This window comes from Methylophilus sp. 5 (genome assembly GCF_000515275.1).
In the GTDB taxonomy this organism is placed as follows: domain Bacteria; phylum Pseudomonadota; class Gammaproteobacteria; order Burkholderiales; family Methylophilaceae; genus Methylophilus.
Genome location: NZ_KI911560.1, coordinates 2,165,330 through 2,191,945, shown reverse-complemented (window position 1 = coordinate 2,191,945; position 26,616 = coordinate 2,165,330). Strand labels below are relative to the sequence as shown.

General features: G+C 51.5%; 31 protein-coding genes and 1 tRNA gene. 17 read left to right on the top strand and 15 right to left on the bottom strand.

Translation table 11 applies throughout. The features are described from left to right. Nucleotides 1-41: 41 nt before the first annotated feature. A complete protein-coding gene (gene thrS, locus METH5_RS0110580) occupies nucleotides 42-1,964 on the bottom strand; it encodes a threonine--tRNA ligase (RefSeq protein WP_029148484.1) in 1,923 nt (640 codons plus the stop codon). A gap of 262 nt (nucleotides 1,965-2,226) precedes the next feature. On the opposite strand from thrS, the gene METH5_RS0110575 reads away from it, so the two are divergent. Next, a complete protein-coding gene (locus METH5_RS0110575) occupies nucleotides 2,227-2,865 on the top strand; it encodes an EF-hand domain-containing protein (RefSeq protein WP_029148483.1) in 639 nt (212 codons plus the stop codon). A gap of 68 nt (nucleotides 2,866-2,933) precedes the next feature. Here the strand turns inward: METH5_RS0110575 and METH5_RS0110570 are convergent. Then, nucleotides 2,934-3,010: transfer RNA gene (locus METH5_RS0110570), tRNA-Val, on the bottom strand. Between the two features lie 136 nt (nucleotides 3,011-3,146). Between METH5_RS0110570 and METH5_RS0110565 the strand changes: the two genes are divergently transcribed. Then, the gene (locus tag METH5_RS0110565; protein ID WP_232411019.1) at nucleotides 3,147-3,773 is read left to right on the top strand and encodes a 2OG-Fe(II) oxygenase; all 627 of its coding nucleotides are present in this window, start codon (nucleotides 3,147-3,149) and stop codon (nucleotides 3,771-3,773) included. Here METH5_RS0110565 and METH5_RS0110560 read toward each other — a convergent pair whose 3' ends face one another. From METH5_RS0110560 to METH5_RS0110545, 4 genes are read right to left on the bottom strand one after another with little or no spacing between them, the layout of a single operon-like run. Next, nucleotides 3,774-5,003, bottom strand: coding sequence for a lytic murein transglycosylase (locus METH5_RS0110560; protein ID WP_232411018.1), 1,230 nt, complete (start codon nucleotides 5,001-5,003; stop codon nucleotides 3,774-3,776). A 3-nt stretch (nucleotides 5,004-5,006) separates the two neighbouring features. Beyond that, a complete protein-coding gene (locus METH5_RS0110555) occupies nucleotides 5,007-5,837 on the bottom strand; it encodes an NAD-dependent epimerase/dehydratase family protein (protein WP_029148480.1) in 831 nt (276 codons plus the stop codon). Next, complete coding sequence (locus METH5_RS0110550; RefSeq protein ID WP_029148479.1) at nucleotides 5,837-6,445, bottom strand: NUDIX domain-containing protein; 609 nt, start codon at nucleotides 6,443-6,445, stop codon at nucleotides 5,837-5,839. The genes METH5_RS0110555 and METH5_RS0110550 overlap by 1 nt, the downstream gene beginning before the upstream one ends. Nucleotides 6,446-6,461: 16 nt before the next feature. Further along, a complete protein-coding gene (locus METH5_RS0110545) occupies nucleotides 6,462-7,307 on the bottom strand; it encodes a neutral zinc metallopeptidase (RefSeq protein ID WP_029148478.1) in 846 nt (281 codons plus the stop codon). An 80-nt stretch (nucleotides 7,308-7,387) separates the two neighbouring features. Here METH5_RS0110545 and METH5_RS0110540 point away from each other — a divergent pair, with 80 nt between their 5' ends. Genes METH5_RS0110540 through METH5_RS0110510 form a run of 7 tightly spaced genes read left to right on the top strand, consistent with a single transcriptional unit; the run spans nucleotide 7,388 to nucleotide 12,982 of the window. Continuing rightward, complete coding sequence (locus tag METH5_RS0110540) at nucleotides 7,388-7,981, top strand: riboflavin synthase (RefSeq protein WP_029148477.1); 594 nt, start codon at nucleotides 7,388-7,390, stop codon at nucleotides 7,979-7,981. Beyond that, the gene (gene ribBA, locus METH5_RS0110535) at nucleotides 7,981-9,090 is read left to right on the top strand and encodes a bifunctional 3,4-dihydroxy-2-butanone-4-phosphate synthase/GTP cyclohydrolase II (RefSeq protein ID WP_029148476.1); all 1,110 of its coding nucleotides are present in this window, start codon (nucleotides 7,981-7,983) and stop codon (nucleotides 9,088-9,090) included. The genes METH5_RS0110540 and ribBA overlap by 1 nt, the downstream gene beginning before the upstream one ends. Next, a complete protein-coding gene (locus METH5_RS0110530) occupies nucleotides 9,087-9,692 on the top strand; it encodes a YqgE/AlgH family protein (RefSeq protein WP_029148475.1) in 606 nt (201 codons plus the stop codon). Before ribBA ends, METH5_RS0110530 begins: the two co-directional genes overlap by 4 nt. Continuing rightward, on the top strand, nucleotides 9,685-10,188 hold the full coding sequence (gene ruvX, locus METH5_RS0110525; RefSeq protein WP_029148474.1) for a Holliday junction resolvase RuvX: 504 nt from the start codon (nucleotides 9,685-9,687) through the stop codon (nucleotides 10,186-10,188). Before METH5_RS0110530 ends, ruvX begins: the two co-directional genes overlap by 8 nt. 13 nt (nucleotides 10,189-10,201) lie before the next feature. Next, nucleotides 10,202-10,744: a bifunctional pyr operon transcriptional regulator/uracil phosphoribosyltransferase PyrR gene (gene pyrR, locus METH5_RS0110520; RefSeq protein ID WP_029148473.1), complete on the top strand. Its 543-nt coding sequence runs from the start codon at nucleotides 10,202-10,204 to the stop codon at nucleotides 10,742-10,744. Beyond that, nucleotides 10,737-11,693: an aspartate carbamoyltransferase catalytic subunit gene (locus tag METH5_RS0110515; RefSeq protein ID WP_029148472.1), complete on the top strand. Its 957-nt coding sequence runs from the start codon at nucleotides 10,737-10,739 to the stop codon at nucleotides 11,691-11,693. Before pyrR ends, METH5_RS0110515 begins: the two co-directional genes overlap by 8 nt. Then, nucleotides 11,690-12,982 (top strand): dihydroorotase, encoded by a 1,293-nt coding sequence (locus METH5_RS0110510; RefSeq protein WP_029148471.1) that lies wholly within the window; start codon nucleotides 11,690-11,692, stop codon nucleotides 12,980-12,982. Before METH5_RS0110515 ends, METH5_RS0110510 begins: the two co-directional genes overlap by 4 nt. A gap of 66 nt (nucleotides 12,983-13,048) precedes the next feature. Here METH5_RS0110510 and METH5_RS0110505 read toward each other — a convergent pair whose 3' ends face one another. Next, nucleotides 13,049-14,209, bottom strand: a complete 1,161-nt coding sequence (locus METH5_RS0110505; protein ID WP_029148470.1) for a PilT/PilU family type 4a pilus ATPase — start codon at nucleotides 14,207-14,209, stop codon at nucleotides 13,049-13,051. Between the two features lie 4 nt (nucleotides 14,210-14,213). Beyond that, the gene (locus METH5_RS0110500; protein WP_029148469.1) at nucleotides 14,214-15,257 is read right to left on the bottom strand and encodes a type IV pilus twitching motility protein PilT; all 1,044 of its coding nucleotides are present in this window, start codon (nucleotides 15,255-15,257) and stop codon (nucleotides 14,214-14,216) included. Between the two features lie 92 nt (nucleotides 15,258-15,349). Between METH5_RS0110500 and METH5_RS0110495 the strand changes: the two genes are divergently transcribed. The 3 genes from METH5_RS0110495 to METH5_RS0110485 are packed head-to-tail and all read left to right on the top strand — an operon-like array spanning nucleotide 15,350 to nucleotide 17,453. Next, complete coding sequence (locus METH5_RS0110495) at nucleotides 15,350-16,066, top strand: YggS family pyridoxal phosphate-dependent enzyme (protein WP_029148468.1); 717 nt, start codon at nucleotides 15,350-15,352, stop codon at nucleotides 16,064-16,066. 5 nt (nucleotides 16,067-16,071) lie between these two features. Continuing rightward, complete coding sequence (proC, locus tag METH5_RS0110490) at nucleotides 16,072-16,905, top strand: pyrroline-5-carboxylate reductase (protein ID WP_029148467.1); 834 nt, start codon at nucleotides 16,072-16,074, stop codon at nucleotides 16,903-16,905. Then, complete coding sequence (locus METH5_RS0110485; RefSeq protein ID WP_029148466.1) at nucleotides 16,905-17,453, top strand: YggT family protein; 549 nt, start codon at nucleotides 16,905-16,907, stop codon at nucleotides 17,451-17,453. Before proC ends, METH5_RS0110485 begins: the two co-directional genes overlap by 1 nt. 50 nt (nucleotides 17,454-17,503) lie before the next feature. Here the strand turns inward: METH5_RS0110485 and rng are convergent, their stop codons facing one another. Both rng and METH5_RS0110475 read right to left on the bottom strand, forming a co-directional pair. Next, nucleotides 17,504-18,970: a ribonuclease G gene (rng, locus tag METH5_RS0110480; protein ID WP_029148465.1), complete on the bottom strand. Its 1,467-nt coding sequence runs from the start codon at nucleotides 18,968-18,970 to the stop codon at nucleotides 17,504-17,506. A gap of 48 nt (nucleotides 18,971-19,018) precedes the next feature. Further along, the gene (locus tag METH5_RS0110475) at nucleotides 19,019-19,585 is read right to left on the bottom strand and encodes a nucleoside triphosphate pyrophosphatase (RefSeq protein WP_029148464.1); all 567 of its coding nucleotides are present in this window, start codon (nucleotides 19,583-19,585) and stop codon (nucleotides 19,019-19,021) included. Between the two features lie 151 nt (nucleotides 19,586-19,736). On the opposite strand from METH5_RS0110475, the gene METH5_RS0110470 reads away from it, so the two are divergent. The 5 genes from METH5_RS0110470 (at nucleotide 19,737) to METH5_RS0110450 (ending at nucleotide 23,466) form a co-directional block, all read left to right on the top strand. Then, nucleotides 19,737-20,594 carry an ATP-binding protein gene (locus tag METH5_RS0110470; protein ID WP_029148463.1) on the top strand — a complete coding sequence of 286 codons (858 nt, stop codon included), beginning with the start codon at nucleotides 19,737-19,739 and terminating at the stop codon, nucleotides 20,592-20,594. A gap of 51 nt (nucleotides 20,595-20,645) precedes the next feature. After that, nucleotides 20,646-21,596, top strand: a complete 951-nt coding sequence (locus tag METH5_RS0110465; RefSeq protein ID WP_029148462.1) for a Nudix family hydrolase — start codon at nucleotides 20,646-20,648, stop codon at nucleotides 21,594-21,596. Nucleotides 21,597-21,618: 22 nt separating this feature from the next. Further along, nucleotides 21,619-22,071: a hypothetical protein gene (locus tag METH5_RS0110460; protein WP_029148461.1), complete on the top strand. Its 453-nt coding sequence runs from the start codon at nucleotides 21,619-21,621 to the stop codon at nucleotides 22,069-22,071. 209 nt (nucleotides 22,072-22,280) lie between these two features. Then, entirely contained in the window at nucleotides 22,281-23,204 is a 924-nt protein-coding gene (locus METH5_RS0110455) for a hypothetical protein (RefSeq protein WP_029148460.1), read from the top strand. A 31-nt stretch (nucleotides 23,205-23,235) separates the two neighbouring features. Further along, nucleotides 23,236-23,466, top strand: a complete 231-nt coding sequence (locus METH5_RS0110450) for a VF530 family DNA-binding protein (protein ID WP_029148459.1) — start codon at nucleotides 23,236-23,238, stop codon at nucleotides 23,464-23,466. 40 nt (nucleotides 23,467-23,506) lie between these two features. On the opposite strand, the gene METH5_RS0110445 is transcribed toward METH5_RS0110450, so the two are convergent. The 5 genes from METH5_RS0110445 to METH5_RS0110425 form a co-directional block, all read right to left on the bottom strand. After that, the gene (locus METH5_RS0110445) at nucleotides 23,507-23,950 is read right to left on the bottom strand and encodes a copper chaperone PCu(A)C (protein ID WP_029148458.1); all 444 of its coding nucleotides are present in this window, start codon (nucleotides 23,948-23,950) and stop codon (nucleotides 23,507-23,509) included. 21 nt (nucleotides 23,951-23,971) lie between these two features. Beyond that, nucleotides 23,972-24,163 carry a DNA gyrase inhibitor YacG gene (locus METH5_RS0110440; RefSeq protein ID WP_029148457.1) on the bottom strand — a complete coding sequence of 64 codons (192 nt, stop codon included), beginning with the start codon at nucleotides 24,161-24,163 and terminating at the stop codon, nucleotides 23,972-23,974. Next, nucleotides 24,160-24,933, bottom strand: a complete 774-nt coding sequence (gene zapD, locus METH5_RS0110435) for a cell division protein ZapD (RefSeq protein ID WP_029148456.1) — start codon at nucleotides 24,931-24,933, stop codon at nucleotides 24,160-24,162. Before zapD ends, METH5_RS0110440 begins: the two co-directional genes overlap by 4 nt. A 69-nt stretch (nucleotides 24,934-25,002) precedes the next feature. Beyond that, a complete protein-coding gene (gene coaE, locus METH5_RS0110430; protein WP_029148455.1) occupies nucleotides 25,003-25,602 on the bottom strand; it encodes a dephospho-CoA kinase in 600 nt (199 codons plus the stop codon). A gap of 10 nt (nucleotides 25,603-25,612) precedes the next feature. Then, complete coding sequence (locus METH5_RS0110425) at nucleotides 25,613-26,485, bottom strand: A24 family peptidase (protein ID WP_029148454.1); 873 nt, start codon at nucleotides 26,483-26,485, stop codon at nucleotides 25,613-25,615. Nucleotides 26,486-26,616: the final 131 nt, after the last annotated feature.

The following is a 26,616-nucleotide window of genomic DNA, read 5'->3' as shown; positions in this document are numbered from 1 at the left end:
CAATCCCCTAACAATAAACAAAGCCGCACGAATACCCGAAATTAGATCCGGTTTTGGATGTCTTGCTGTATTTGCGCCACAAACGCCTCTACCGACATCACACCCAGATCTTCACCTTTTCTGGTACGTACGGCCACATGACCATTTTGCACTTCTTTGTCACCCACCACGATCAGGTATGGTAACTTTTGCAAACTATGTTCGCGTATTTTATAGGTAATCTTCTCATTTCTCAAGTCAAAATCGCATCGAATGCCATTTTTCTTTAATTTTTCAACCACTTGGCGCACATAATCAGCTTGATTATCAGAGATATTAAGCACCATCACCTGCACTGGCGACAACCATACTGGCATCGCACCGGCAAAGTTCTCGATCAAAATGCCTAAGAAACGTTCCATAGAGCCAACAATGGCGCGGTGCAACATAATCGGGCGCTGACGTGTGTTGTCTTCAGCCACGTACTCAGCCCCCAGGCGCTCAGGCAGGTTCGGGTCCAGCTGAATCGTACCGCACTGCCACATACGGCCGAGCGAGTCTTTGAGCGTAAACTCAATTTTCGGGCCGTAAAACGCGCCCTCACCCGGCTGATATTCAAATGCCAGGCCATTGGCTTTAATCGCGTTAGCCAATGCAGCTTCTGCCATATCCCAGGCTTCTTCAGTGCCCACACGCTTTTCCGGGCGCGTAGACAACTTAACAATCACATCATCAAAGCCAAAGTCTTTATACACTTCGTATAACATTTTGATGAAATCAGCCACCTCAGCCTCAACCTGAGACTCCATACAGAAAATATGGGCATCATCCTGAGTGAACCCGCGCACGCGCATCAAGCCATGCAAAGAACCAGACGGCTCATTACGGTGACAAGAGCCAAACTCCGCCAATCGCAACGGCAAATCACGGTAGCTATGCAAGCTGTTGTTGAAAATCTGAATATGGCCAGGGCAGTTCATCGGCTTGACCGCATAATCGCGACTTTCCGATTGAGTGACAAACATATTGTCACGGTAGTTTTGCCAGTGGCCAGACTTCTCCCACAGTGTTTTATCCAATACCGTCGGCGTACGCACTTCCTGATAATCGTATTCTTTAAACTTGGCGCGCATGTACTGCTCAACTTCTTGCCAGATGACCCAGCCACGCGGATGCCAGAACACCATACCCGGTGCATCATCTTGCATATGGTAAAAATCAAGCTGCTTGCCCAACTTGCGGTGGTCGCGCTTTTCAGCCTCTTCCAGCATATGCAAATAGGCTTCCAGCTCATCTTTATTGCGCCAGGCGGTGCCATAAACGCGTTGCAGCATTTCGTTATTACTGTCGCCGCGCCAATAAGCACCGGCCAGCTTCATTAACTTAAAGGCCTTTAATTTGCCAGTATTAGGCACGTGTGGGCCGCGGCACAAGTCAGTAAAACCGCCCTCAGAATACAGCGACACATCTTCGTTACTTGGGATGCTGGCAATAATCTCGGCTTTGTAATGCTCGTTAATGCTCTTGAAGTAAGCCACCGCCTCATCGCGCGGCAACACCTTGCGCTCGACTTTTTCGTCTTTTTTGGCGAGCTCGACCATTTTCTTTTCAATAGCGGCCAAATCATCCGGCGTAAACGGACGCTTATAGCTAAAGTCATAGAAAAAGCCATTATCGATCACCGGGCCTATCGTCACTTGCGCGTCTGGAAACAGCTCTTTCACGGCATACGCCAGTAAATGCGCAGTCGAGTGGCGAATGACTTCCAGCCCCTCTTCGTTTTTATCGGTGATGATGGCGAGGTCAACATCCTGCGTAATCAAATGACTGGTATCGACCAGCTTGGCTTCCTGACCCGTATACGTGACCTTACCTGCCAGCGCGGCTTTTGCCAGGCCAGCCCCAATATTCATCGCAACATCGGCCACGGTCACCGGCTGTTCAAAACTTCGTGATGACCCATCAGGCAAGCGGATTACAGGCATGACTCCCTCTCTTAAACATTAAACAACCAAATAAAACAAGCACATGGCACTTGTTTTTGGCCAAACCTCGATTATCTCACAGCGCACGAAAACTCCGCAATCAGAAACCGAGTGCTCGCGCATTTAAGCTGCTGATACAAAGCGATACACACCGATACAAAACCTGCATTCAGACGCGCCATCCCGTGACGTTAAACCAGTTGACAGGCAAATGCGCCTGCCAAGACACATGTTAAGGCTCAAGGCAAAAGGGAGAATCACCATGACAAGCATCAGTTTAAGCAGTGTTAGCGGCCAAATCAGCACCAACATTTTTAGCAAACTAGACACCAGCAACCAGGGCACGATTGATGCCGCCTCACTGAGTAAAGCACTCTCTGGCTCGGCTGACGACCAAACCAGCAACGAAGTCAGCGACCTGGTCAGCAGTATGGACACGGATGGTGACAGTAAAATTACCAAAAGCGAGCTATCGCAAGGAATAGAAAACCTGTTTAAGCAACTGCAAAGCGCCAGCCAGCAATCCGGCGGCGCACAAGGCATGCCACCGCCCCCGCCGGGTGATGCAGGCGGCCCGCCACCCCCTCGTGGCGGCAGTGACGAAGAAGATACCGGGCTCACCCAGGATCAGATGCAGACCATGGCCTCTTCTACCGACGACAGCAAACTATCCGAGTTACTGAGTAGCGTCTCTAGCAACTTTGAGGCCGCAGACACCAACGGTGACGGCAAGGTGACACAACAGGAGGCGATGGCTTACCAGCAAAGCCAGAGTGACGATAGCAGCCAATCCAGCACTAGCACCCAACAAAGCCATGCGCTGGAACAAGTGGCAAAATTAATTAAAACCTACGGGCTAGACCAGGACACCTCCAGCAGCTATTTGACAGCATCAGCGTAAGCGAGGCTTTAAAAGCAAAAAGCCACCAGAAATCTTGGTGGCTTTTAAATGTGCGAGTGTGCTTTATTTGGTAGTCGCGAATGGACTCGAACCATCGACCCCCACCATGTCAAGGTGGTGCTCTAACCAGCTGAGCTACGCGACTATTGGATTAACAGCCTTAGGCTATCAATCAATAAGGTTGCGCATTCTATCCGAAAGCCATCGGTTAGGCAATGGTATCACCTTATAATATGCGAATGACGAGCACCACCACCCTCCCCGCAGACAGGACTGATGGCATGATGAATACCATCATCGACACACTGGCCGACCAGTATTATTGCGTGATGGATCAATTTTTACCCGCAGACCTGCTCCAGGCATTGCGTGCATACGCCCTGGCTCAGCAACAACATGGCCAAATGCACCAGGCAGGGACCAGCCAGTCCGCGGTCAAAAACCTCAAACTCAGAACTGACCAAATCGCCTGGCTGGCAGCAGACGACCCACATCCTGCCATCCAACAATACCTGGCGTTGATGGCTAAGGTTCAGTTAGCCGTGAATCGGCACCTGATGATGGGGCTGGATAGTTTTGAAACACATTTTGCCATCTATCCGGCAGGCGCTACTGGCTATGCCACACATATTGACCAGTTTCACCAGCACAGGGAACAAGCGGCGCCCGGCGCCAGAACGCTGACCTCGATTATTTATTTAAATGATGCCTGGCCCGAAGAGGCAGGCGGTGAATTGCGCTTATATCTGGACGAACACGCTCAAACGCCACCACAGCATGCCAGGCATATCGACATTTCACCCCAGACTGGCAGGCTGGTTTTGTTTTTATCCGCCAGATTCTGGCATGAGGTGTTACCCACACACTTGCCACGCGTGAGTGTGACCGGCTGGTTTAAAAGCCGCTAACTACTGCGCCGATTGCACTTGCGCAGTCAGACGGCTAAAAATATCGGCACCGGCATAGCCATCTTGTGGCAAGCCTTTACTGGCCTGGTAGCGCCGAATGGCCGCTTGTGTTTTAGCGCCCGGAAAGCCATCAGGCGCCCCGCAATCAAAGCCTCTGACATTAAGCGCTTCCTGCAAAGACCACATCTGCTGGTAGCTCAGTGCAGGCGGCTCCGGCGGCATGGTCAGGGTGTAGGTCTCTTGACGCAATTGCTGGCTGAGCAAACTCACGCTAAGCGCATAGTTAATGGAGCGGTTCCACTGCATAATCACGTCAAAATTGGGGAATACCATATACGCTGGGCCATCATAGCCTTGCGGTAACAAAATGGCGGCTTGCGGCAAACTAAGGGCACTGTCTGGCACGCCAGCTACGCCTGCTTTTACCCACTCACTCACCGGCTTATTGCGTTGCCATTGCGCCTGGCTATAATCAAATCCGGCTGGCAACGCCACCTGCATGCTAATCGGCTTGCCTGGCTGCCACCCAGCTTGGGACAGATAATTTGCCGCCGAGCTAAACACATCTGGGTAAGAGTTCCAGATGTCTATTTTGCCGTCAGCATCGGCATCGACCCCATACTTGAGCAAAGTAGATGGCATAAACTGCATATGCCCGGTCGCGCCTGCCCATGAGCCGACGACTGGGCTGTCATAACGCTGCTCGCGCTCAACCACGCGCATCAGGTTTAATAGTTCGCGTTTAAAAAACTCGGCCCGCCGCCCCTCGTAAGAAAGCGTAGCTAGTGCAGAGGCCAGCGGAATATCGCCCATAAAACCGCCAAAATTGGTTTCCAGTCCCCAAAAAGCCACCAGCACCTCTTGCGGCACCTGATATAACTCCTCGACCACATACAGTACGCCCTGGTAGTCCTGCGCCATCTGCTTGCCCTTGGCCACCACACGCGGGTTAATACGGCGATTCACATAGGCCGAAAAACTGGTGACAAACTCTGGTTGCTTGCGGTCCAGCTCAATCAAGCGCGGCAAGAAAGTGACCTGATTAAGTGTCGCATCCACAGCCGCTGGGGCCACATGTAGCGCCAACGCCTCTTGGCGCATGGCGGCGACCCATAACTCGAAGCCATCAGCATCTTCAGCACCACTCAAACGACTCGCCATTGCCAATCCGGCCACCAGCAGCCCGCTTATTAACGCCTGCCACTTCACTGATTTTTTTGCACGCATCATAAGCTATTGCAGACTAGACAAAATAGAGGCATAGCCAGCCTGATAATCGGTAAATTGCAACTTGAATCCCGTCTGCTGTAAATATTGATTGCGAATACGCTTGCCGGATTGCGGCTGCAATGGCGGCGTTGGTGGTGCGGGCACTTGTTGTTGTGTGGCCAGCCATTGCAACACTTCATGCTGCGTGGCAGGAACACCGTCGGTCACAATACAATGCTCAGGCAACACAGCACCATCTATCACTTGCTGATAAAAATGCACCACAGCAGCGGCCACATCTTGCTCATGCACACGATTAGTCCAATGCACCTGCGTCGGCCAACGTTCGCTATTTTGCAGCAAACGCAACAAATAAAGCCGTTGCGGGCCATAAATACCAGACACGCGTAACGCCGTGTGGCCACAGGGCAACGCTGCCAATAACTGTTCTGCCGCCAGCATGATGTGCCCCCCCTCATCGGCGGGCACCGCAGGCGTGTCGTCATTTATCCACTCGCCTTGATTCTCACCATAAATGCCGGTGCTTGAAATAAAAAACACGTGCTTTAACGACGCCATTGCCACGTTGGCCAACACATGGCGCAGCCCGTCGACATAGGTTTGCTGGTAAGTTTGGCCGGTCACCGGCGCCAGGCAATACAACAAAATGTCTGGTTGCAAGCTTGATAATGCAGGCAACTGCGCTTGGGCAACGACATCGAGATACAACGCTTGGGCGCCAGCAGGCACCGGCTGCTGCGAGCGCCTGACAATGGTCAGCGCGTGCCCTTGAGCAAGCGTAGCCTGTGCGATGAGTGAGCCCAGGCCACCACAACCAATTTGTAATACACGCATCACTTTGCCCCTGCTTTTTCAATACCTACATCAGGCAGTGGCTGTTTACGCAAGTAGCGCTCAGCCAGCAACATGGCCGACATGGTTTTGCTGTCGGTAATGTCACCGATCTCTATCGCCTGCATGATGCGTTCAAACGGCCACACAAACACATCCATCGCTTCATCAATATCTCTGGCGTGTGCACCAAGTGACAAGTCAGTGGCCAGATAAATATGAATCACCTCATTGGAATAACCGATACACGGATGTTGCACACCCAGCTTGACCCAGGTTTGCGCGGTATAACCGGTTTCTTCCAGCAACTCGCGTTGGCCCGTGGTTAATACTGGCTCGTCAGGGTCAATTTTGCCTGCGGGCAACTCAATAAACACTTGCTTGAGTGGATAACGAAACTGGCGCTCCAGCACCACCTCACCCGTTGGGGTGAGGGCAACCACGACCACTGCACCCGGGTGTATGACATATTCGCGACCACTAATTATGCCGTTGGGCAAGCGCGCTTCGTCGTAACGTACGGTGAGCATTTTGCCCTGCGCCATGATGGCGCTGGAGACGGTGGTTTCAATTAAATGCTGATCCTGATCGACTGCTTTTTCTTTTGTCATGCCTAATGTCTATTGCTTAAACTGAATCTTTAAATGTGTTGCAATCGTTGACCTTGCCAGATTGCAAACCCTGCTTAAACCAATGTACGCGCTGCTCGGAGCTGCCATGGGTAAAACTGTCTGGCACCACATAGCCTTGTGCTTGCTTTTGCAGGGCATCATCACCAATCGCGGTCGCTGCGCGCAATGCTTCTTCAATATCGCCGGTTTCCAGAATGCGAAATTGCTGGTCAGCATGATGCGCCCACACGCCTGCATAACAGTCTGCCTGTAACTCCAGGCGCACCGAATAGGCATTAGAGGCAGCTTCAGAGCGCGCCTGTTGCCGGGCTTGCTGTACTTTTGCCGAGGTGCCCAGCAAGTTTTGCACATGGTGGCCAACCTCATGTGCAATCACATAAGCCTGGGCAAAATCTCCAGGCGCTTTAAACCGCTCTTGTAGCTCCTGGTAAAAACTTAAATCGATATAGACCTTTTGGTCAGCCGGGCAATAAAACGGCCCCATGGCCGCCTGCCCTTGCCCACAAGCGGTTTGCGTCGCACCGCTAAAAATCTCCAGATTAGGCGCCGTGTATTGCTGGCCTGCCGCTGAAAACGCGCTTTGCCACACTTGCTCGGTGCTCCACAGCACACGGGAGACAAACTTGACCTTGGGGTCATTGCTGTCTGCAGGCACGGCTTGCGACTCTGCCGCTGGTTGGGCTTGCTGCGCAAGATTGAGGACCAGACTAGGGTCCACGCCAAAATACATGGCTACCAGCGCAATTGCAATCGTGCCTATGCCAATGCTACGGCCACCGACCATTCCGCGGCCACGACTGTCTTCGACATGCTGACTTTCGTCTAAATCATCCAGGCGCACAAGAATCTCCCGACCGAAACTATTGAAAAATGTTGATGGAATGTGATTACTTTAGCATGCAGCACTGATAAAATCACACCATGTTTACTGGGATTATTCAAACCGTCGGCCGGATTGCCGAAGTGGTTCCGCATGGTGAAGATTGCGCATTACGCATTGAAGCCGCGGGACTGGACATGCAAGATGTGCAACTGGGAGACAGCATCGCCGTGAATGGCGTGTGTCTGACGGTGACTGCGTTTGATGCACATCGCTTTGAAGTCATGGTGTCAAAAGTGACGCTGGAGGTAACCAACGGCCTGGGCAAGCCCGGATCAGTTAACCTCGAAAAAGCATTGCGCCTGGCCGACCGGCTGGGCGGCCACCTGGTGACCGGCCACGTCGACGGCATAGGCACCATCACTGCGCTAGAACCTGTTGGCGAATGCTGGCTACTTAAAATACGGGCACCACATGCCATTAGCAAATACATTGCGAAAAAAGGCTCCTTGTGCGTCAACGGTGTCAGCCTGACCGTGAACGAAATCAGCCATGATGAGGTCAGTATTAACCTGATTCCTCACACCATGCAACACACCATCATGCAGTTTGCCAAGGCCTCTGACCCGGTCAATCTGGAAATCGATTTAATTGCACGCTATGTTGAGCGCATGCAAGCTTGGGAGCAAGAATAATGTCGGCTCAAATTAGCCCTATTGAAGCCATTATTGCCGATATTCGTGCCGGAAAAATGGTCATCCTGGTTGATGACGAACACCGCGAAAACGAAGGTGATTTTGTCATTGCCGCTGAGTTTGTCACCGCAGAACATATCAATTTCATGGCCAAATTTGGCCGTGGCCTGATTTGCCTGACCCTGACTGAACAACGCTGCCGCCAATTAGACTTGCCACCCATGGTGCAAAAAAACGGCACCCGCCTCGGCACCAATTTCACGGTCTCGATTGAGGCGGCAGAAGGCGTTACCACTGGTATTTCTGCGGCAGATCGCGCCACCACCATTCGTGCCGCGATTGCAAAGCAGGCCGACGCCAATAGCCTAGTCAGCCCCGGCCATATTTTCCCGCTGTCTGCCATGAATGGCGGCGTGCTGGTGCGCGCCGGACACACAGAAGCAGGCTGCGACCTGGCACAACTGGCCGGGTGTGAGCCTGCCAGCGTCATTTGCGAAATCTTGAAAGATGATGGTGAAATGGCGCGCCTGCCTGACCTGATGCAGGTTGCGGCAGAACATAACATTAAAATTGGCACCATTGCAGACCTGATTCACTATCGCGCCGCACATGAAACCCTGATTGAGCGTAGCGCCGAACGCGCCATAGAAACTGTGTTTGGCCCCATGCGCCTCATCGCTTACCGCGACAATATCGCGCAAGAAACACATTTAGTGCTGGTAAAAGGCGACCCGCAACATAGTGACGAAGCGCTGGTGCGGGTGCACGAACCCTTGTCGATGATAGACCTGCTGGATAGCAGCCACCAGGCCCACAGCTGGAACCTGCTACACGCCATACGCACGATTAGCACCGCCCCTTGTGGCGTGATTGTGCTGATCAACCACGATGAAGACGGGTTGGGACTCACTGACCGCATTTTGCGTGCTGACCAAAAGTTAGTGTTAAACCAGGAATTACGCAATTACGGTATCGGCTCACAAATTTTGCTCGACCTTGGCGTAAAAAAAATGCGCCTGATGGCCGCCCCACGCAAAATGCCTAGCATGGACGGCTTTGGCCTGGAAATTACCGGTTATTTAAGTACAGAAGAAACCAGCCCAGTATGAGCGAGCAATTAACCTTAGATAACAACGACATGCGCCTCAACCTGACCGGGCAGATTTTAATTGCCATGCCAGCGATGGAGGATCCCTATTTTAGCAAGAGCGTGATTCTGGTGTGTAACCATGACCACGATGGTGCTATGGGCATGATTCTGAACCACCCCTTGCAGCTCAATGTGGGCGACTTGTTTGAGCAGCTGGACATGGAATGTCACGCTAACTACCAGCAAGAGCGACTGGTGCATTTTGGCGGCCCGGTGCAAGTGGAGCGTGGCTTTGTGCTGCACACACCCGCCACTGAGTTCAACACCACCATGGAGCTGTCTGACGGATTGGCGATGACCTCGTCTAAAGACATTCTGGAAGCTGCTGCACGCGATGAAGCCCCGCAAGATATGTTTATTGCGCTGGGCTACACCGGCTGGTCGGCAGGCCAACTGGAAGAAGAAATTCAAGCCAACGCCTGGCTGACGCTGCCACTGGATGACAACCAACAATTACACAAACTGATTTTCAAGCTGCCCAACGATGACAAGCTGGCGTGGGCTATGCAGCAATTAGGTGTTGATTTTGCCACCTTGTCCGAGGTCGCTGGTCATGCCTGATGCAGCCAAGCTTGGCAAACAGCCTCTTAACCAAAGCCATTTACCCATTACCCAGCGCCGCTATCCCGATGTCAGTGGCACGGTGCTTGCCTTTGATTTTGGTGAAAAACGCATAGGGGTTGCCGTGGGCGACACACTGCTCAAGCTGGCACACGCATTGCTCACCATAGAAGCAGAAGAAAATGCCGCCAAATTTGCGCAAATTGATGCGCTGCTGCAAGAATGGCGTCCTGTCTTGCTGGTCGTTGGTTTACCGATGTCCATGGATGGCGAAGCCCATGCCATGACAGCGCTGGCGCAAAAATTCGCCCAGCGCCTCGAAGGCCGCTTCAACCTGCCGGTCGTGATGGTAGACGAGCGCCTGTCTTCTGCTGAAGCAGCACAGACGCTGTATGAAGCGGGTGTGAGAGGCCGCGCACAAAAACCGTTGCTAGACCAGGTTGCTGCACAAACTATATTACAATCCTATTTTGATGCTTATCATGGACGTGCATAGCACACCGCCCCTCATGACACTACCAGACCCCGAACAACTACTGGAGCATTTATATGCCCAAATCAAGCCTCGCATACAGGAAAACACAGCCTTGGTTGGTATTTATACCGGCGGGGTCTGGCTGATGGAGCGGCTGCTCAAACGCCTGCAAACCGAACTGGGGCATGACATCTTGTTCGGCAAGCTGGATGCAGCCATGTACCGTGACGATTATGCGCAACGCGGCTTGAAAACCACCGCCCATCCCGCTTATATCCCGTTCGATGTCAACGGCAAGCACATTATCCTGATCGACGATATTTTCTATACTGGCCGCACCACGCGCGCCGTGATGAATGAGTTGTTTGATTATGGTCGCCCGGCTTCGGTACAACTGGCCGCCCTCATTAACCGTGGCGGCGCACAATTACCGATCCGGCCGGACATGGTCGGCGCAGACCTGCCTCTGTTGGCCCATCAATCATTTGAACTGGCGATGAACACACAAGGGCGGCTGCAACTGAGCATCGCCGACTCTGATCCGTCTGCAAAAAGTGGAGCTGACGCCCATGTATAACCCGCAACTCAACGCGCAAGGACAACTACAGCACCTGCTCAGTATCGAAGGGCTACCCAAACGCATTTTGACTGACATTCTGGACACCGCCGAAAACTTTGTTGGCGTGGCCGAACGTGAAGTCAAAAAAGTGCCGTTACTGCGTGGCAAAACCGTGTGCAATATCTTTTTTGAAAACAGCACCCGCACGCGCACCACCTTTGAAATTGCGGCCAAACGCTTGTCGGCCGATGTGCTCAACCTCAATGTCAGCACCTCGTCGCAATCCAAAGGCGAAACCATTTTAGATACGGTAAACAACCTGATTGCCATGCATGCGGATATGTTTGTCGTGCGCCACCAGCAAAGCGGTGCCGCGCACTTTATTGCGCAGCATGTGCCACCACATATCAGCGTGATTAACGCGGGTGATGGCCGCCATGCGCACCCGACACAAGGCTTGCTGGATGTGTTTACCATCCGCAAATACAAGCCAGAAATGCATAACCTACGGGTAGCAATTGTGGGTGACGTATTGCATTCACGCGTTGCCCGCAGCGAAATCCATGCCCTGACCACGCTTGGTGTGCCAGAAATTCGCGTGATTGCCCCGCGTACGCTGCTGCCCACCGATGTAGAAAAGCTCGGTGTACAGGTGTTTCACAATATGGAAGAAGGCTTGAAGGATGTTGATGTGGTTATGATGCTACGCCTGCAAAACGAACGGATGTCAGGCGCACTGCTACCGAGCTCGCAAGAGTTCTTCCAAACCTTTGGCCTGACACCAGAACGACTGGCGCTGGCCAAACCGGATGCCATTGTCATGCACCCTGGTCCGATGAACCGTGGCGTCGAAATTGATTCGGCAGTGGCTGACGGCAAACAGTCAGTCATCTTGCCGCAAGTCACTTACGGCATCGCCGTCCGCATGGCAGTGATGGCGATTCTGGGTGGAGGCAATGCCGCATGAATATCATCATAAAACAAGGCCGGTTACTCGATGCCAGCCAGCAGCTGGATCAAGTCAAAGACCTTTATATTAGCCACGGCAAAATTGTGGCCATTGGTGAAGCCCCGGCCGGCTTTAAATCAGACCAAACACTGGATGCCAGCGGCAAATGGGTGTTGCCAGGCCTGGTTGATCTGTGCGCCCGCTTGCGCGAACCCGGCAGCGAATATAAAGCCACCTTACTGAGCGAGCTACGTGCTGCCATGGCTGGCGGCGTCACCAGCCTGGCCTGCCCGCCAGACACCGACCCAGTGCTTGATGAACCAGGCCTGGTTGAAATGCTCAAGCATAGAGCTAAATCACAGGCCCTGGCGCATGTGTATCCTTTGGGCGCAGTCACGCGCCAATTGCAAGGGCAATTACTCACAGAAATGTACGCGCTGACTGCCGCCGGTTGTGTTGGCTTCTCGCAGGCTGACACCACAATTGTGGACACGCAAGTACTGTGGCGCGCGTTTGAATATGCCGCCTCGTTTGGCTACACCTTGTTTATGCGTGCCGAGGACCCTTACCTGGCTAGAAACGGCGTGGCGCATGATGGCGAAGTCGCTTCGAGGCTAGGTTTAAAAGGCATTCCCTCTGCCGCAGAAAGTATTGCATTGCAAACCATGCTGCGTATTGCGCAAGCCACCGGTGTCAGGCTGCATATCGCCCGCGTGTCTACCGCAGAGTCAGTAGAGCTGATTCGCCAGGCTAAACAAGCGGGTATGCAAGTGACCTCAGACGTGAGCATTCAGCATTTGCACCTCACCGACATGGACATCGGCTTTTTTGACAGCATGGTGCATCTAAAACCGCCGGTGCGCACCCAACGCGACCGTGATGCGCTGCGTGCAGGCCTGCTTGATGGCACCCTGGACGCCATTTGCTCTGACCACACACCGGTAGACGATGACGCCAAGGCGCTGCCATTTGCTGAATCGCACCCGGGTGCCTCAGCGCTAGAGCTGCTGCTGCCATTGACGCTGAAGTGGGCGGCCCAGGCCAAGCTATCGCCCACCCAGGCATTGGCCAAAATCACGCAAACCCCCGCCAGTATTTTAGGGGTGAGTGCAGGTAATTTACAAGTAGGCGCTACCGCAGATGTGGTGATCTACGACCCTGAAATGGAGTGGCGTGTCGATGGCCGCGCCCTGCTGAGCCAAGGCAAAAATACGCCGTTTGTGAATCACGCGGTGACCGGAAAAGTCACAACCACCTTCACACAGGGCAACCTGGTGTTTCAGCAAGAAAACCTGCAAACCGTGTAGCCTTAAAACAAAAAGCCTGCAATGTTCGCATCGCAGGCTTTTTTATGTCTGTCACTTTGAAGCTGACTATAAAATATCCAGGTCAGAAATCTTGCCGCGCTCCTGATTTTCAGGGTTCGCCATTTTGCTGTTGAGCTTAAACTTGAGGCGCAAATCATTCACCGAGTCAGCATTGCGTAGCGCATCGTCATAACTGATCTGGCCAGACTCAAACAAATCAAACAAGGCCTGGTCAAAGGTTTGCATGCCAAGCTCGCGTGATTTGGCCATGATTTCTTTAATCGCGTGCACATCACCTTTGTAAATCAAGTCAGAAATCAACGGCGAATGCAGTAACACCTCTACCGCCGCCACACGGCCGCTGCCGTCAATCTTGGGGATCAGCCGCTGCGAGGCAACACAACGCAGGTTGAGCGATAAGTCCATCAACAACTGTTGCCTGCGCTCTTCAGGGAAAAAGTTAATAATCCTATCCAGTGCCTGGTTGGTGCTGTTGGCGTGCAAGGTGGCCAGGCATAAATGACCGGTTTCAGAGAACGCAATCGCGTAGTCCATGGTTTCACGATCACGAATCTCGCCGATCATAATCACATCCGGCGCCTGGCGCAGCGTGTTTTTAAGCGCCGCATGCCAGCTTTCGGTATCTACACCGACCTCACGCTGGGTCACAATACAATTGCGGTGGCCGTGAATAAATTCGACTGGATCTTCGATGGTAATAATATGGCCGTAACTGCTTTCGTTGCGGTGCCCCAGCATCGCCGCCATCGAGGTCGATTTACCGGAGCCCGTACCGCCAACAAAAATGATCAGGCCGCGTTTGGCCATCACGACCTCTTTAAGAATCTGCGGTAACTTTAAATCATCAAACTTGGGGATATTGGTATTAATCACCCGGAATACCAGGCCAACCGCGCTGCGCTGGATAAAGGCATTAACACGAAAGCGGCCAACTGAGGGCATGCTGATGGCAAAATTGCACTCCAGCGTTGTCTTGAATTCTTGTGCTTGCTTGTCATTCATCACCGCACGGCCGATCTCGGCTGTTTGCTGGGTATTGAGTGTTTGTGTAGACACCGGCGTCAGTTTGCCATCAATTTTCATCGCCGGTGGAAAACCGGCCGTGATAAACAAGTCAGACGCCTTACGCGTGACCATCAGCTTGAGTAGGTCAGTGACGAACTTCTCCGTCTGGTCGTGATCGCCAGCAGTGTGTGTGCTATCCATAGTATTAGCCGATGATAGCGTCACGGTTTGCGGCCTTGGTTCTGGCTTCAGCGGCACTAATCACATTGCGCTTGACCAGATCTTGCAGGTTTTGGTCCAGCGTTTGCATCCCCAGGCTTTGGCCAGTCTGGATCGCAGAATACATCTGGGCAATTTTGTTTTCACGAATCAGGTTGCGAATCGCCGGTGTGCCCATCATGATTTCATGTGCAGCAACACGGCCCTGCTCGTCTTTGGTTTTACACAGTGTTTGTGAAATAACAGCACGCAACGACTCAGACAACATAGAGCGCACCATTTCTTTCTCGGCCGCCGGAAATACATCGACTACCCGGTCTACGGTTTTTGCCGCAGAGCTGGTGTGCAAGGTGCCAAAGACCAAATGGCCGGTTTCGGCCGCAGTCAATGCCAGGCGGATGGTTTCCAGGTCACGCATCTCACCCACCAGAATCACATCCGGGTCTTCACGCAGGGCTGAGCGTAACGCATTTTCAAACGATTGGGTATGCGGACCAACTTCACGCTGGTTAATCAGCGATTTTTTCGAGGTATGCACAAATTCGATCGGGTCTTCCACTGTCAGCACGTGTGACATTTGTGATTCATTGATGTAGTCGATCATCGCTGCCAGCGTGGTGGATTTACCAGAGCCGGTGGGCCCGGTCACCAGCACAATCCCGCGCGGCGTCTCAGCAATATCCTTAAATACTTTAGGCGCATTCAACTCATCCAGCGTGAGCACCTTGCTCGGAATGGTACGAAACACCGCACCGGCGCCACGTTGCTGATTAAAAGCGTTAACCCGAAAACGGGCCAGGTCTGGAATCTCAAACGAAAAGTCGCACTCCAGAGTTTCTTCATAGATTTTGCGCTGGCTGTCGTTCATGATGTCATACAGCATGCGATGTACTTCCGCGTGCTCCATGGAGGGCAAATTGATTTTGCGCACATCGCCATGCACCCGAATCATCGGAGGCAGACCGGAGGACAAATGCAAGTCCGACGCCTTATTTTTAACAGAAAATGCCAATAAATCTGAAATATCCACAATCGACTCCGGTGATTATTTATATAATGTTGCTTTAGTTTTGTATTCTTCGCGTTTAACAGCGCACGCGCTCACCTATTTGCTGATCTGCCATGACCGCCATTTCTGACCATCTTGCCTCGATACGCCAACAGCTGGCAGACGCACAGGCACGTTTTCAAGCCGCTCAACCGGTGACGCTATGTGCAGTAAGTAAAGCGCAACCAACCGAGGCTATTCGGGCCGCTTACGCCGCTGGCCAAACCGTGTTTGGCGAAAACTACCTGCAAGAAGCGCTCACAAAACAGGCTCAACTAGACGACTGTGCCATAGCATGGCACTTTATCGGGCCGATTCAAAGCAATAAAACACAGCTAATTGCCCGTCATTTCGACTGGGTACATTCGGTAGATCGCCTGAAAATTGCACAACGCCTGTCAGATGCGCGCCCGCCAGCACTGGCACCGCTCAATATTTGCCTGCAAGTGAATATTAGCGAAGAGGCAAGCAAAAGTGGTGCCAGCGGCCAAGAACTATTGGAACTCGCCTTAAATATCAACCAGTTGCCACGTTTGCAACTGCGAGGTTTGATGGCGATTCCTGCACCCTGCAGCGACTTTGCGCAACAGCGTGACCAATTTCGGCAGGTACGTGCGTTGTTTGAGCATTTAAACAACCATGGCCTGTCACTGGATACACTGTCAATCGGCATGAGCGGCGACTTTGCCGCCGCCATTGCCGAAGGTGCCACGCTGGTACGCATAGGCACCGCCATTTTTGGCGCACGTGCAACCTCCTCCTCCACAGACTCAGTGACAAAAGGACCCTGATCACCATGCAATCACTTTCAGCCACACGCATCGCCTTTATTGGCGGTGGCAATATGGCCCAAGCCTTGATTACAGGCTTGCAGCAGCGCGCATTTACCATGCATCACATTACCGTGATCGACCCTGATACGGCCAAACACACGCATTTGCAAACAACGCTGGGCATCAACACCAGTGCCAGTCTCACTGCAGAGTCACTGGCTGTAGATGTGATTGTGCTGGCGGTCAAACCGCAGCAATTACAAGGCGTGGCGCAGGCCTTGGCCCCTTTGCTGCAATCGCAGCTAGTGGTTTCGGTCGCAGCAGGCATACGCAGCGCTGATTTGAGCCGCTGGTTAAATGGCTACCAAACCATGATACGCACCATGCCCAACACCCCGGCACAGATTCAGGCGGGGATTACCGGCGCTTATGCCTTGCCTGCCGTTTCGGCGGCACAACGCACATTGGCAGACGCCGTGTTGCAGGCCGCCGGTGAAGTAGTCTGGCTGGACGATGAAGTGCAACTGGATGCCGTCACCGCGATTTCCGGCAGCGGCCCGGCTTATGTATTTTTGATGATAGAAGCCTTGACCGCAGCTGGCGTGTCTTTAGGCCTGAGTGAAGCACAATCGCTGCAGCTCAGCCTGGCGACGTTTAAAGGCGCCAGCCTGTTGGCTGCTGGCAGCAGCACGCCCATTGCAACGTTGCGCGAACAGGTTACCTCCAAGGGCGGCACCACCGAGCAAGGCCTACTCAGCATGCGCCAGCATGATATTCATGGCATGATGCAAGATGCCGCCGCGCAAGCCGCGCGTCGCGCCAAAGAACTGGGTGATCAATTGGGAGCACAAGCATGATGTTGCAAAATATGACGACTTTTTTACTCAATGCCGCCTTCGGCATTTTGACCTTTTTACTGGTATTACGCTTTTTAATGCAATGGACACGTACTTCGTTCCAGAATCCACTGGGTCAAATGGCCATGGCACTGACCGACTTTATGGTAAAACCGGCACGCAAACTGATCCGCCCCATTAAACAGTGGGACCTGTCGACCTTATTGCTGGCATTGCTCATGCAAATTGCTTTGTTTGCCCTGCTAGCATTACTGGCTGGCGCGCCTGCTTCACCATTTTTCTGGGTATGGCAAGCGGTGTTTGGCGTGCTGGCGCAAATGGTGGATGTGTTTTTCTATGCAATTTTGCTGATGGCGATTTTAAGCTGGGTCAACCCGTACAGCCCGATTTACGGCGTATTAAACCAACTATCAGCACCGATTCTGGAGCCGTTACGCCGTGTATTGCCACCGATTCAAGGCTTTGACTTTTCTGCCCTGGTGGCACTGATTTTATTGCAAATGGTCAGCCATATTGTGTTGCCAGGCCTGGCGACGAGCATTATTTAAGCTAGCAAGCATTTATAAAAAAGGACGACAATTTGTCGTCCTTTTTTGTTTTATATCCAGACAATATCAAACTCTTCACGCCCGTATTGTGTATCAGGATGCAGCGACAACGGCTTTTTAATAAAGTCTGACAGGCTGGCCAAACTCTGTGACTCTTCATCACCCAGCATGTTGATCACAATCGGTGACGCTAATATCTTGAATTCTTTGGCGTTTTTAAACTGCTTGGACTCACGCAGCAACTCACGCATGATTTCATAGCAAATGGTTTGTGCGGTTTTGAGTTCACCGCGCCCCTGGCACACCTGGCAAGACTCGCACAGCAAGTGCGCCAGACTCTCGCGCGTGCGCTTGCGGGTCAGCTCGACCAAGCCTAACGCCGAAAAACCATTGACGTTAATACGGGCTCTATCCAGGGCCACCGCTTTGCGTAGCTCTTCTAGCACCGCTTCGCGCTGGGCATCTTCATCCATATCAATAAAGTCGATAATGATAATACCGCCCAAATTACGCAAACGCAGTTGTCGCGCAATGGTTTGTGCTGCCTCAAGATTGGTTTTAAAAATGGTGTCAGATAAGTTTTTGCCGCTGACAAAACTACCGGTATTCACATCCACCGTGGTCAGCGCCTCGGTCTGGTCAAAAATCAAATAGCCGCCAGATTTAAGCTCTACCTTGCGTGACAAGGCTTTTTCGATTTCACTTTCAATATCATAAAACTCAAACAGCGAGCGTTCGCCCTTGTAGTGCGTGAGCGGCTTGACAGCATGGGAGACATACAGCTCGGCAAACTCTTTCAGGCGCTCGAACATTTCGCGCGAATCGACGCGGATACTGGTCGTTTCCGTGCACACCACATCGCGCAAAATACGGCGTGGCAAGCTCAGGTCATAAAAAATCAGCGAACGCTCACCGACTTTTTTACTCTCGGTCTGGATTTTTTGCCAGACTTTGCGCAAGTATTCAATATCGGCCAGCAGCTCGTCATCGGTCGCATTTTCAGACATGGTACGAATAATGTAGCCACCCTCGCGCTCTTCTGGCAATAAGCCCAGCAAGCGATTGCGTAAAAACTCGCGTTCTTCTTCGATATCAATGCGTTGCGAAACACCAATATGCTTTTGATAAGGCAAATAAACTAAAAAACGGCCAGCAATACTGATTTCCGTCGTCAATCGCGCACCCTTGGTGCCGATGGCTTCTTTAATCACCTGCACGATAATCGACTGCCCTTCGTGCAACACCTCCTGAATCGGCCTGGCGGTTTTTACCGTCCCATCTTCTGAATGGCACTCCATAATATCTGCGGCATGCAAAAAAGCCGCGCGCTGTAAGCCGATCTCAACAAAAGCGGACTGCATGCCAGGCAACACGCGCACCACCGTACCGCGATAAATATTGCCGACAATACCCAGCGATGAGGCCCGCTCTATATGTAGCTCCTGAACGATGCCTTGCTCCAGAATCGCCACCCGCGTTTCTTGCGGCGTGACGTTAATCAGTACTTCCTGCGCCAATGACATGTTGCTTTACCCGATCCCGATTTATTATCTTTGACTCAAAGTTTACCATGCGTGCAGCAACTGCGCCGTTTCATGCAAGGGTAAACCCATCACGCCACTATAACTGCCATCAATGCGCACAACCCAAGCCCCGGCACGGCCCTGTATGCCATAGGCGCCTGCTTTGTCCATGGGTTCACCAGAAGCAATGTAATCTTGTAACACTGCTAGCGGCACCTGCATCATTTCAACGCGCGTGGTATTGAGCAAGCACCGCACCGCGCCTGCCTGATACACCGCCACCGCCGTATGCACCAGATGCACGCTGCCGCTTAAGCGCGACAGCATGGCCAGCGCGTCAGCTGCATCGGCTGGCTTACCTAAAATATCCTGCCCGAGGGCCACCGTGGTGTCTGCCGCTAAAATAGGCAAGCCGCGCTGACCATGCAACGCCGCAATGGCGAGCGCTTTTTCTTGTGCCAGGCGAACCACATAGTGCGCAGGGTCTTCGCCCGGCAAACTGGATTCGTCGATATCGGCAGGCAACGTTTCGCAGTGCACACCTAACTGTGCCAGCAACTCAACGCGACGCGGGCTGCGTGACGCCAGAATGATTTTTTGTAGAGGCATGCGCGTTCCAGAATGCTTAATCAACGAGCCGCACAAGGTAACACAAACAAGGTGGATTTTGCGCACAAGGCAACCCAACTTACGCTAACGGTGCACTTGCCGCATTGTGTACAATAAGCCCTCGTTTGACTTTTATCACCAGACCACTCGCATGAACTCACTTGAACATTTGTTGCAGCGCGCTGAACAACTCATCACGCGCCTGGAAACCCTGCTGCCAACGCCGTTGGCCGAACCAAATTGGCAAGCACTGGCCTGGCGCTGGGTAAAACATGGTGCCCAGGGTCAATTACAAGCCGTCGAACACCCGCACCATGTGCGTTTAGACGATATTCGCTTTATTGACCGGCAAAAAACCGAGGTGGTGCGTAATACACGCCAGTTTTTGCAAGGCCTGCCTGCCAATCATGTGTTACTCACCGGCGCCCGCGGCACTGGTAAGTCGTCATTGGTCAAAGCAGTGCTCAATGCCTATGCCGCAGATGGCCTGCGGCTGATCGAGGTTGAAAAACAGGATTTAACCGACCTGCCGCAAATCACGCAATTACTCCGCCAACGGCCAGAAAAATTTATTATCTTTTGTGATGACCTCACCTTTGAAGCCAACGACATCGGCTACAAAGCGCTCAAAGTGATTCTTGACGGCTCGATTGAACATGGCTCCGCCAACGTGCTGGTGTACGCCACCTCTAACCGCAAAAACCTGATGCCGGAATACATGGCAGACAACCAGCCGATCGTCGATAAAGGTGAAATCCGCCAAAACGACACCATAGACGAAAAAACCTCGCTGGCCGAGCGTTTTGGGTTATGGCTATCGTTTTACAGTTTTGACCAGGACGAGTACCTGAGCATTGCCGAACATTGGCTAGACACCTTTGGCATTAGCATGGATGATGCAGCACGCCATGCTGCCCTGCAGTTTTACCATACCCGTGGTGCGCGCAGTGGCCGTGTCGCCTACCAGTTTGCCAAAGACTACGCTGGCAAACTGCAACTCGCGCCATAAACACACTCACCAACCACCTGCGGGCACCCGCATGAATCTGCAGCTAAAAATATGACCAAACTCGTTCAAGTCGCCGTTGCCATTTTAACCAAACCCAATGGCGAATACCTGCTCGCCAGCCGCCCAAACGGCAAAGGCTGGGCTGGCTGGTGGGAGTTTCCTGGCGGCAAAATTGAATCTGGCGAAACACCAGAACACGCATTGATTCGTGAATCGCAAGAAGAACTCGGCGTCACGCCCACCCAAATACAACCCTGGATTAAACGCCGCTACGACTATCCGGCCACGCATGACGCCGAAGCCAAAACCGTACTGCTGCACTTTTTCTTTGTGCATGCCTGGCAAGGTGATCTCACCGCGCGCGAAGGCCAGCAATTTGCATGGCAACATCCACGCAACCTTAATGTCAGCCCCGTATTGCCCGCCAACGCGCCGATTATGCAAGCACTGAGCCTGCCCCCTATTTACGCCATCAGCAATCTGCAAGAAATGGGCGAAGCCGCCTTCTTGCACGCGCTAAAACAGCAACTCGACCAAGGCCTGCAACTGCTGCAAATCCGCGAACCTCAACTTGATAGCGAAGCGCTGGCCCAATTAAGTGAACAAGTACTAAAGTTGTGCGCCGCTTACAACTGCCGTTGCCTGCTCAATGGCAGCCCAGAACAAGCGCAACAACTCGGCTACCAGGGTGTGCATTTAAATAGCCAACGCCTGATGGCACTCACACAAAAACCGGAAAATTTATTAGTTGGCGGCTCTTGCCACGACATCGCTCAGTTACAACAGACACAAGCCCTGCAACTAGACTTTGCCCTGCTCTCGCCTGTGCTACCGACAAAAAGCCACCCGGAAGCCGCTGGATTAGGGTGGGAGAAATTTGGTGAAATGCTGAATGGCCTGGAAACTCCAGTATATGGCTTAGGCGGTATGCGGCCAGCGCATCTTTCACAAGCACAAGCCTGTGGTGCGCGCGGTATCTCGATGCAACGCGCACTATGGTAACCATTAAAGCTTAAATATCATCATGAAGAAATTTCTCTGGTTAATTATTCTCATCATTGGTAACACTGCTTTTGCTCAATCAGATATCTGTAATAACACTGATGACTTGGCAAATGCACACATACACGTTGAGTCATTTTTGAAATCAATCAAGGAAGACCAGCATTCGCGCGAGATTGAAATTGACAAGGAAGTCCAAGCCACTGCACAACGATTGCACTGGTCCAGAGAAGATCAGTCCAGCTTTTTTAGAAAAATACTCTCGTCTCCAGAGTTCTCAACATTTGAGGTTGAAAAACAACCTCTATTAGCTGAGATCATCAGCATCGTGAAGACTTTTAACAAAGGCAGAACATCAAATATGCCTGAGAGTTGCGATGATGTTATTAGAATTCAGTCTATTATTTATAAAATCAGGGACGTGAATCGACGTCAGTATGACTTTATGTCGCGAGAGATCAATACTGCGAATTAACGTTGAAACAGTGATAGACCGTTGAGTGGTCCCTTATTGCAAACGTCAGAGGTAAAAGATAAAAAACATAAAATGTGATTTAGTCATTGATTGCGGCGAAGAAAATCACGATCCTGAAGCACAATACGATTTATTTATTCAACGCCATAGCCAAACAATGAGAAGCTGTTCACTACATGATTTAGCCCACACTGAAAGGCGTATCAATCGTGGCACATAAGCCCAAGCTATCCATTAAACAGGACTGGCTTCATGAGGCGTGGGATCGAAAAGCATCTCTGCTCTCAGGCATCCTAGCGATGCTATCTTTATCGCTAGCCCACTATGCTGGCTTTTTGATGAAAGTCCCATTACAAATCGTTGCCGTTGCCGGATTGCCTCTAGTTACAGGCGTGACCGCTACATTTCTGTTTTATGTGTTTTTTTGTGCAGTTTTTGCGCGGGTGTTGGCATCTATATTCCAACTTTTTGCGCTTCCACTTTTAGCTGCTGCCGATAGACTGGAATGCGGACTCCTCAGAAAAATGAACTGGTCACATCAGCGCCGTTTCGTCAAATCACATACCGCAACTATCAAATGGGAAGGATATATTTGGATCATCCTTCAAGCATCTTTATTCCTTTTAGTGATGTTGGCCATATATGTGAAATTCACGATGACCTGGCTTTCCGGCGTTGGACTCTTCACATCCATTATATTTGTTGTCCTGTCGGGACTTGTTAGAGCCGGATTTTTTCTTCAACCAAGTCCAATTATTTTCATCAAAAAAATTAAAAGACGCTCAGCTCGGTCGGGGCGTGCTGCATCTGCCGCATTTGTAACAGCGACAGCGGCTCTTATTGTCACGGCATTTTTCATGGGTAGTATGCGCGCAAGTTTATTGCGGAATGACGAACCACATATGATCATCACAAAGGAGTTCATTGGCAACGCCAACGTGATTGCTAGTACTGAAGGAACTCTACTATTGTTCCAAAAACAGGGCGACGAGTTTCGATATATATACTCTACGCCTGAATTCACAGCATCCATGGAAACCAAACCCGTATTTTCTCCAGTCGGCGCTCATAAAGAACCACTATGCCGCCTAACCATTCCAGCGCAAGCGAAAGCTTGCTTGAGCACCGAGTAAGCGACCGATTGAACTTCTATTGACTGAATACATGAACACACAACAACCAAACAACCCCTTACACGGCCTGACGCTTGAGCACGTTATCGAACGACTGGTCGACCATTACGGCTGGGATAAGCTTGCGCAACGGGTGAATATCAACTGCTTTAAGAGTGACCCTTCAGTGAAGTCCAGTCTGAAGTTTTTACGCAGGACGCCGTGGGCGAGAGCTGAGGTTGAAGGTTTGTATATGGCGACGTTTGCCAAAGACCACAAATAACACCGACTACAAACCTAGTTTTATATCAGGAAAGTGATGATTAGGGTGCGGCTTTCACTGGCATGGTGACAAACTGATCCGTAATTTTGCCCTGTTTGTCTTTAAAACATAATCTGAATTTGACTTGTTCGCCTGCTTTAAACGGTGTTGGGAACTCAAACAGCATCAGGTGTAAACCACCGGGGGCGAGTTTGACTGGTTTGCCTGCAGGCACGGGTAGTTCTTCCATACTCCGCATTTTCATGACGCCATTTTGCATGGTCATACTGTGCATTTCTACCGTGCCAGCGCGCTCAGTTTCAGCATACACCAGCGTGACGTCTTGCGGGCTCGAGAGGGTGATATATGCAGCAGCTACAGATTGGCCTGGGTTAGAGGCGCGCACCCAGGCATCGGTCATTTTCACGTCAGCTTGTGCTAATACAGCGACCCCCAGCAGGCAAATGCTCACAATCATGCGTAATAAAAAATGAGGGGCGTGCATATCTTATATCCTAGGCGCCGATTATTCCGGCTCAAACATATCTGGGGGCGTGTTATCTGGAATGCGAAATTTCTCAGTGGCCCAATCACCTAAGTCGACCAGTTTGCAGCGCTCGCTGCAAAACGGCCTATAAGGGTTGGCGGTTGAGTATTCTGAGGTTTCGCCACAGGCAGGGCAAGCGACCTTGCGGGCTTTTACGGCGGGCTGCGTCAATTGTGTGCCGTTCCGGTAAAGTTACAGACGATCATCTTAAACGGAATATCTTGCTCACAGCCTTTGGGCCGTTGCACAAAATCAAGCTTTTGAAAGCGGATGTTGATGGCGTATTTATTGGCGCTGACTTCGGGGAAGCATTCATCGTGGTCGATTTCAATACGCAACAATTGCGCTGGTTTGTGGCCGGACAATTGCTGCTGGTAAGCCCCATGATGCGCTACCAGTGACAGTACCTGGCCGCTACCGCGCAACAACTGCAGAATCAGGCGGATGGATTCATACATGGGCATCAACCGGGCAAGCCAGTTATTAAAATCGCTCTTACGGCGCTCTACGCCCAGGTATAGCCAATGACGATAAGAAGGCAAGTCAAACTCACAGACACCGCCAGGAATGCCAGTGCGTTGCTTGACGCTCATTAGCCAGTCGTTTTCACGCAATGACTGACCCAGTTTTTGATGATCTGCGCGCAAAGCCGTGGCGCAACGATCCAGGCTGGACAAAGTGCTCGCCAGCGCGTGCTGGTCAATATTAGGATTGGTTTGCAGGAAAGACAACTGGACTTTGTGACGGTCCAGCTCTTGCAGCAAATCGACTTTCAAGTCGCCGCGATCAATTAAATCGAGGATTTGCAGCATGGAAATCAATGCCACATGGTGACTGATTTCATGCCCAATCTCAATGTGGTGCAACATCTTGACGAACAAATCCTCTAGGCGGAGATAAGTTCTGATGCGCTCGTTAAATGGAAACTCGTAGCTCGACACGGCAGCCTTTTCTGTCAGCTGATACTTGAAAAGTATGCAATAAAAGCCTGATTATGAAACCCTTTTCATTCACTGGCAAGTCTTAGAGAAATTTTTATGAAACTCTAGCACTTTTTCCTGCAAATTATCCAATGTTTGGTCATTTTCAATCACAGTGTCCGCAATGGCTAAACGTGCCTCGCGGCTGCTTTGGGCGGCAATCATGGCCTGTGCCATGCCTTCTGATAACTGGCTGCGTTGTACTACGCGCGTAAGTTGCATCTGCTCATCGCAATCCACCACCAGCACGTGATCTATCATCTGCCAATCTTCGCGGCTTTCAACCAGTAGCGGAATCGCCAGCACCACATAAGCATCTGCATGTTGCGCGATCTGTTGCATCGCCTCTTGCCGGATTGCCGGGTGCATAATCTGGTTGAGCTGATCAAGCGCATCTGGTTCAGCAAACACTAGCTCGCGTAATTTGGCGCGGTTAAGTTGTCCGTTAGCATCAAACATACTGTCGCCAAAATGCGCACGCACTCCTTGCATGGCGGAGCTGTTCGGCGCACTCATGTCATGCGCAATATGGTCTAAATCGACCACAGGCACACCCAGCGCCGTGAAACAATTACAGACTTCTGTTTTACCGCTGCCAATGCCACCGGTCACTGCCACCACTTTGCTCATGAATACTCCGCTATGGCACTAAATAATAAGCAGCCAATGTCTGCCCGTAAAACAAGGCAGCAATGCCGCCCAACGCTAAAAATGGGCCAAACGGAATCGCTGTTTGGCGTGTTTTACCTTTAAGCAGAATCAAGCCAATGCCGATCACACTGCCAACCACAGAGCTCAGTAAAATCACCGCCGGTAGTAATTGCCAGCCAAACCAGGCACCAATCGCCGCTAACAGTTTAAAGTCGCCATAGCCCATGCCCTCTTTACCCGTGACCAGTTTAAACAACCAATACACTGACCATAACACCAGGTAGCCTGCCATGGCGCCAACTACCGCCGAGGTAAGGTCGGTAAAGCCATATTTGATATTGAGCAACAAGCCCAGCCATAACAAAGGCAGCGTAATATCGTCGGGGAGTAATTGGGTATCAAAGTCGATAAAGGTCAAGGCCACCAAGGCAAACACAAACACCAAAGCAAACAAGGTGAGCATGCTGTAACCATATTGCACGGCCACGGCTAGCGACAGCAAGCCAGTCAGCAACTCTACCAAGGGATAACGTACGGAAATCTGCGCCTGACAGCCACGGCAACGCCCGCGTAAAAACAGGTAGCTGACCACAGGGATATTTTCCAGGGCACTAATTTGATGTCCGCATTGCGGGCAAGCAGAACGCGGTACGACGAGGTTATATTTGGGTTGCTCTGGCGCAGTTTGCCCCTGTAAATCCAGGCAACTGGCATGCCACTCGCGCTCCATCATTTTTGGTAGCCGGTGAATCACCACATTGAGGAAACTCCCCACCAGCAAGCCAATCAATAAGCACGCCGCTTGTAAAAAATGTGGCTGTGTTTGCAATAAACTTAAAACAGGTTCAAGGATTTCTGACATGATACCGATAACAATGTTAAGGTTGCTGCATGATCGCATCGTTAATGCAAGTAAGCAAGGCTAAAAGACGGCAAAACCTGTTTAAAAGCTGCTTTACCTGCCTTGAAAATCACTTGCCTGGCACCATTTAT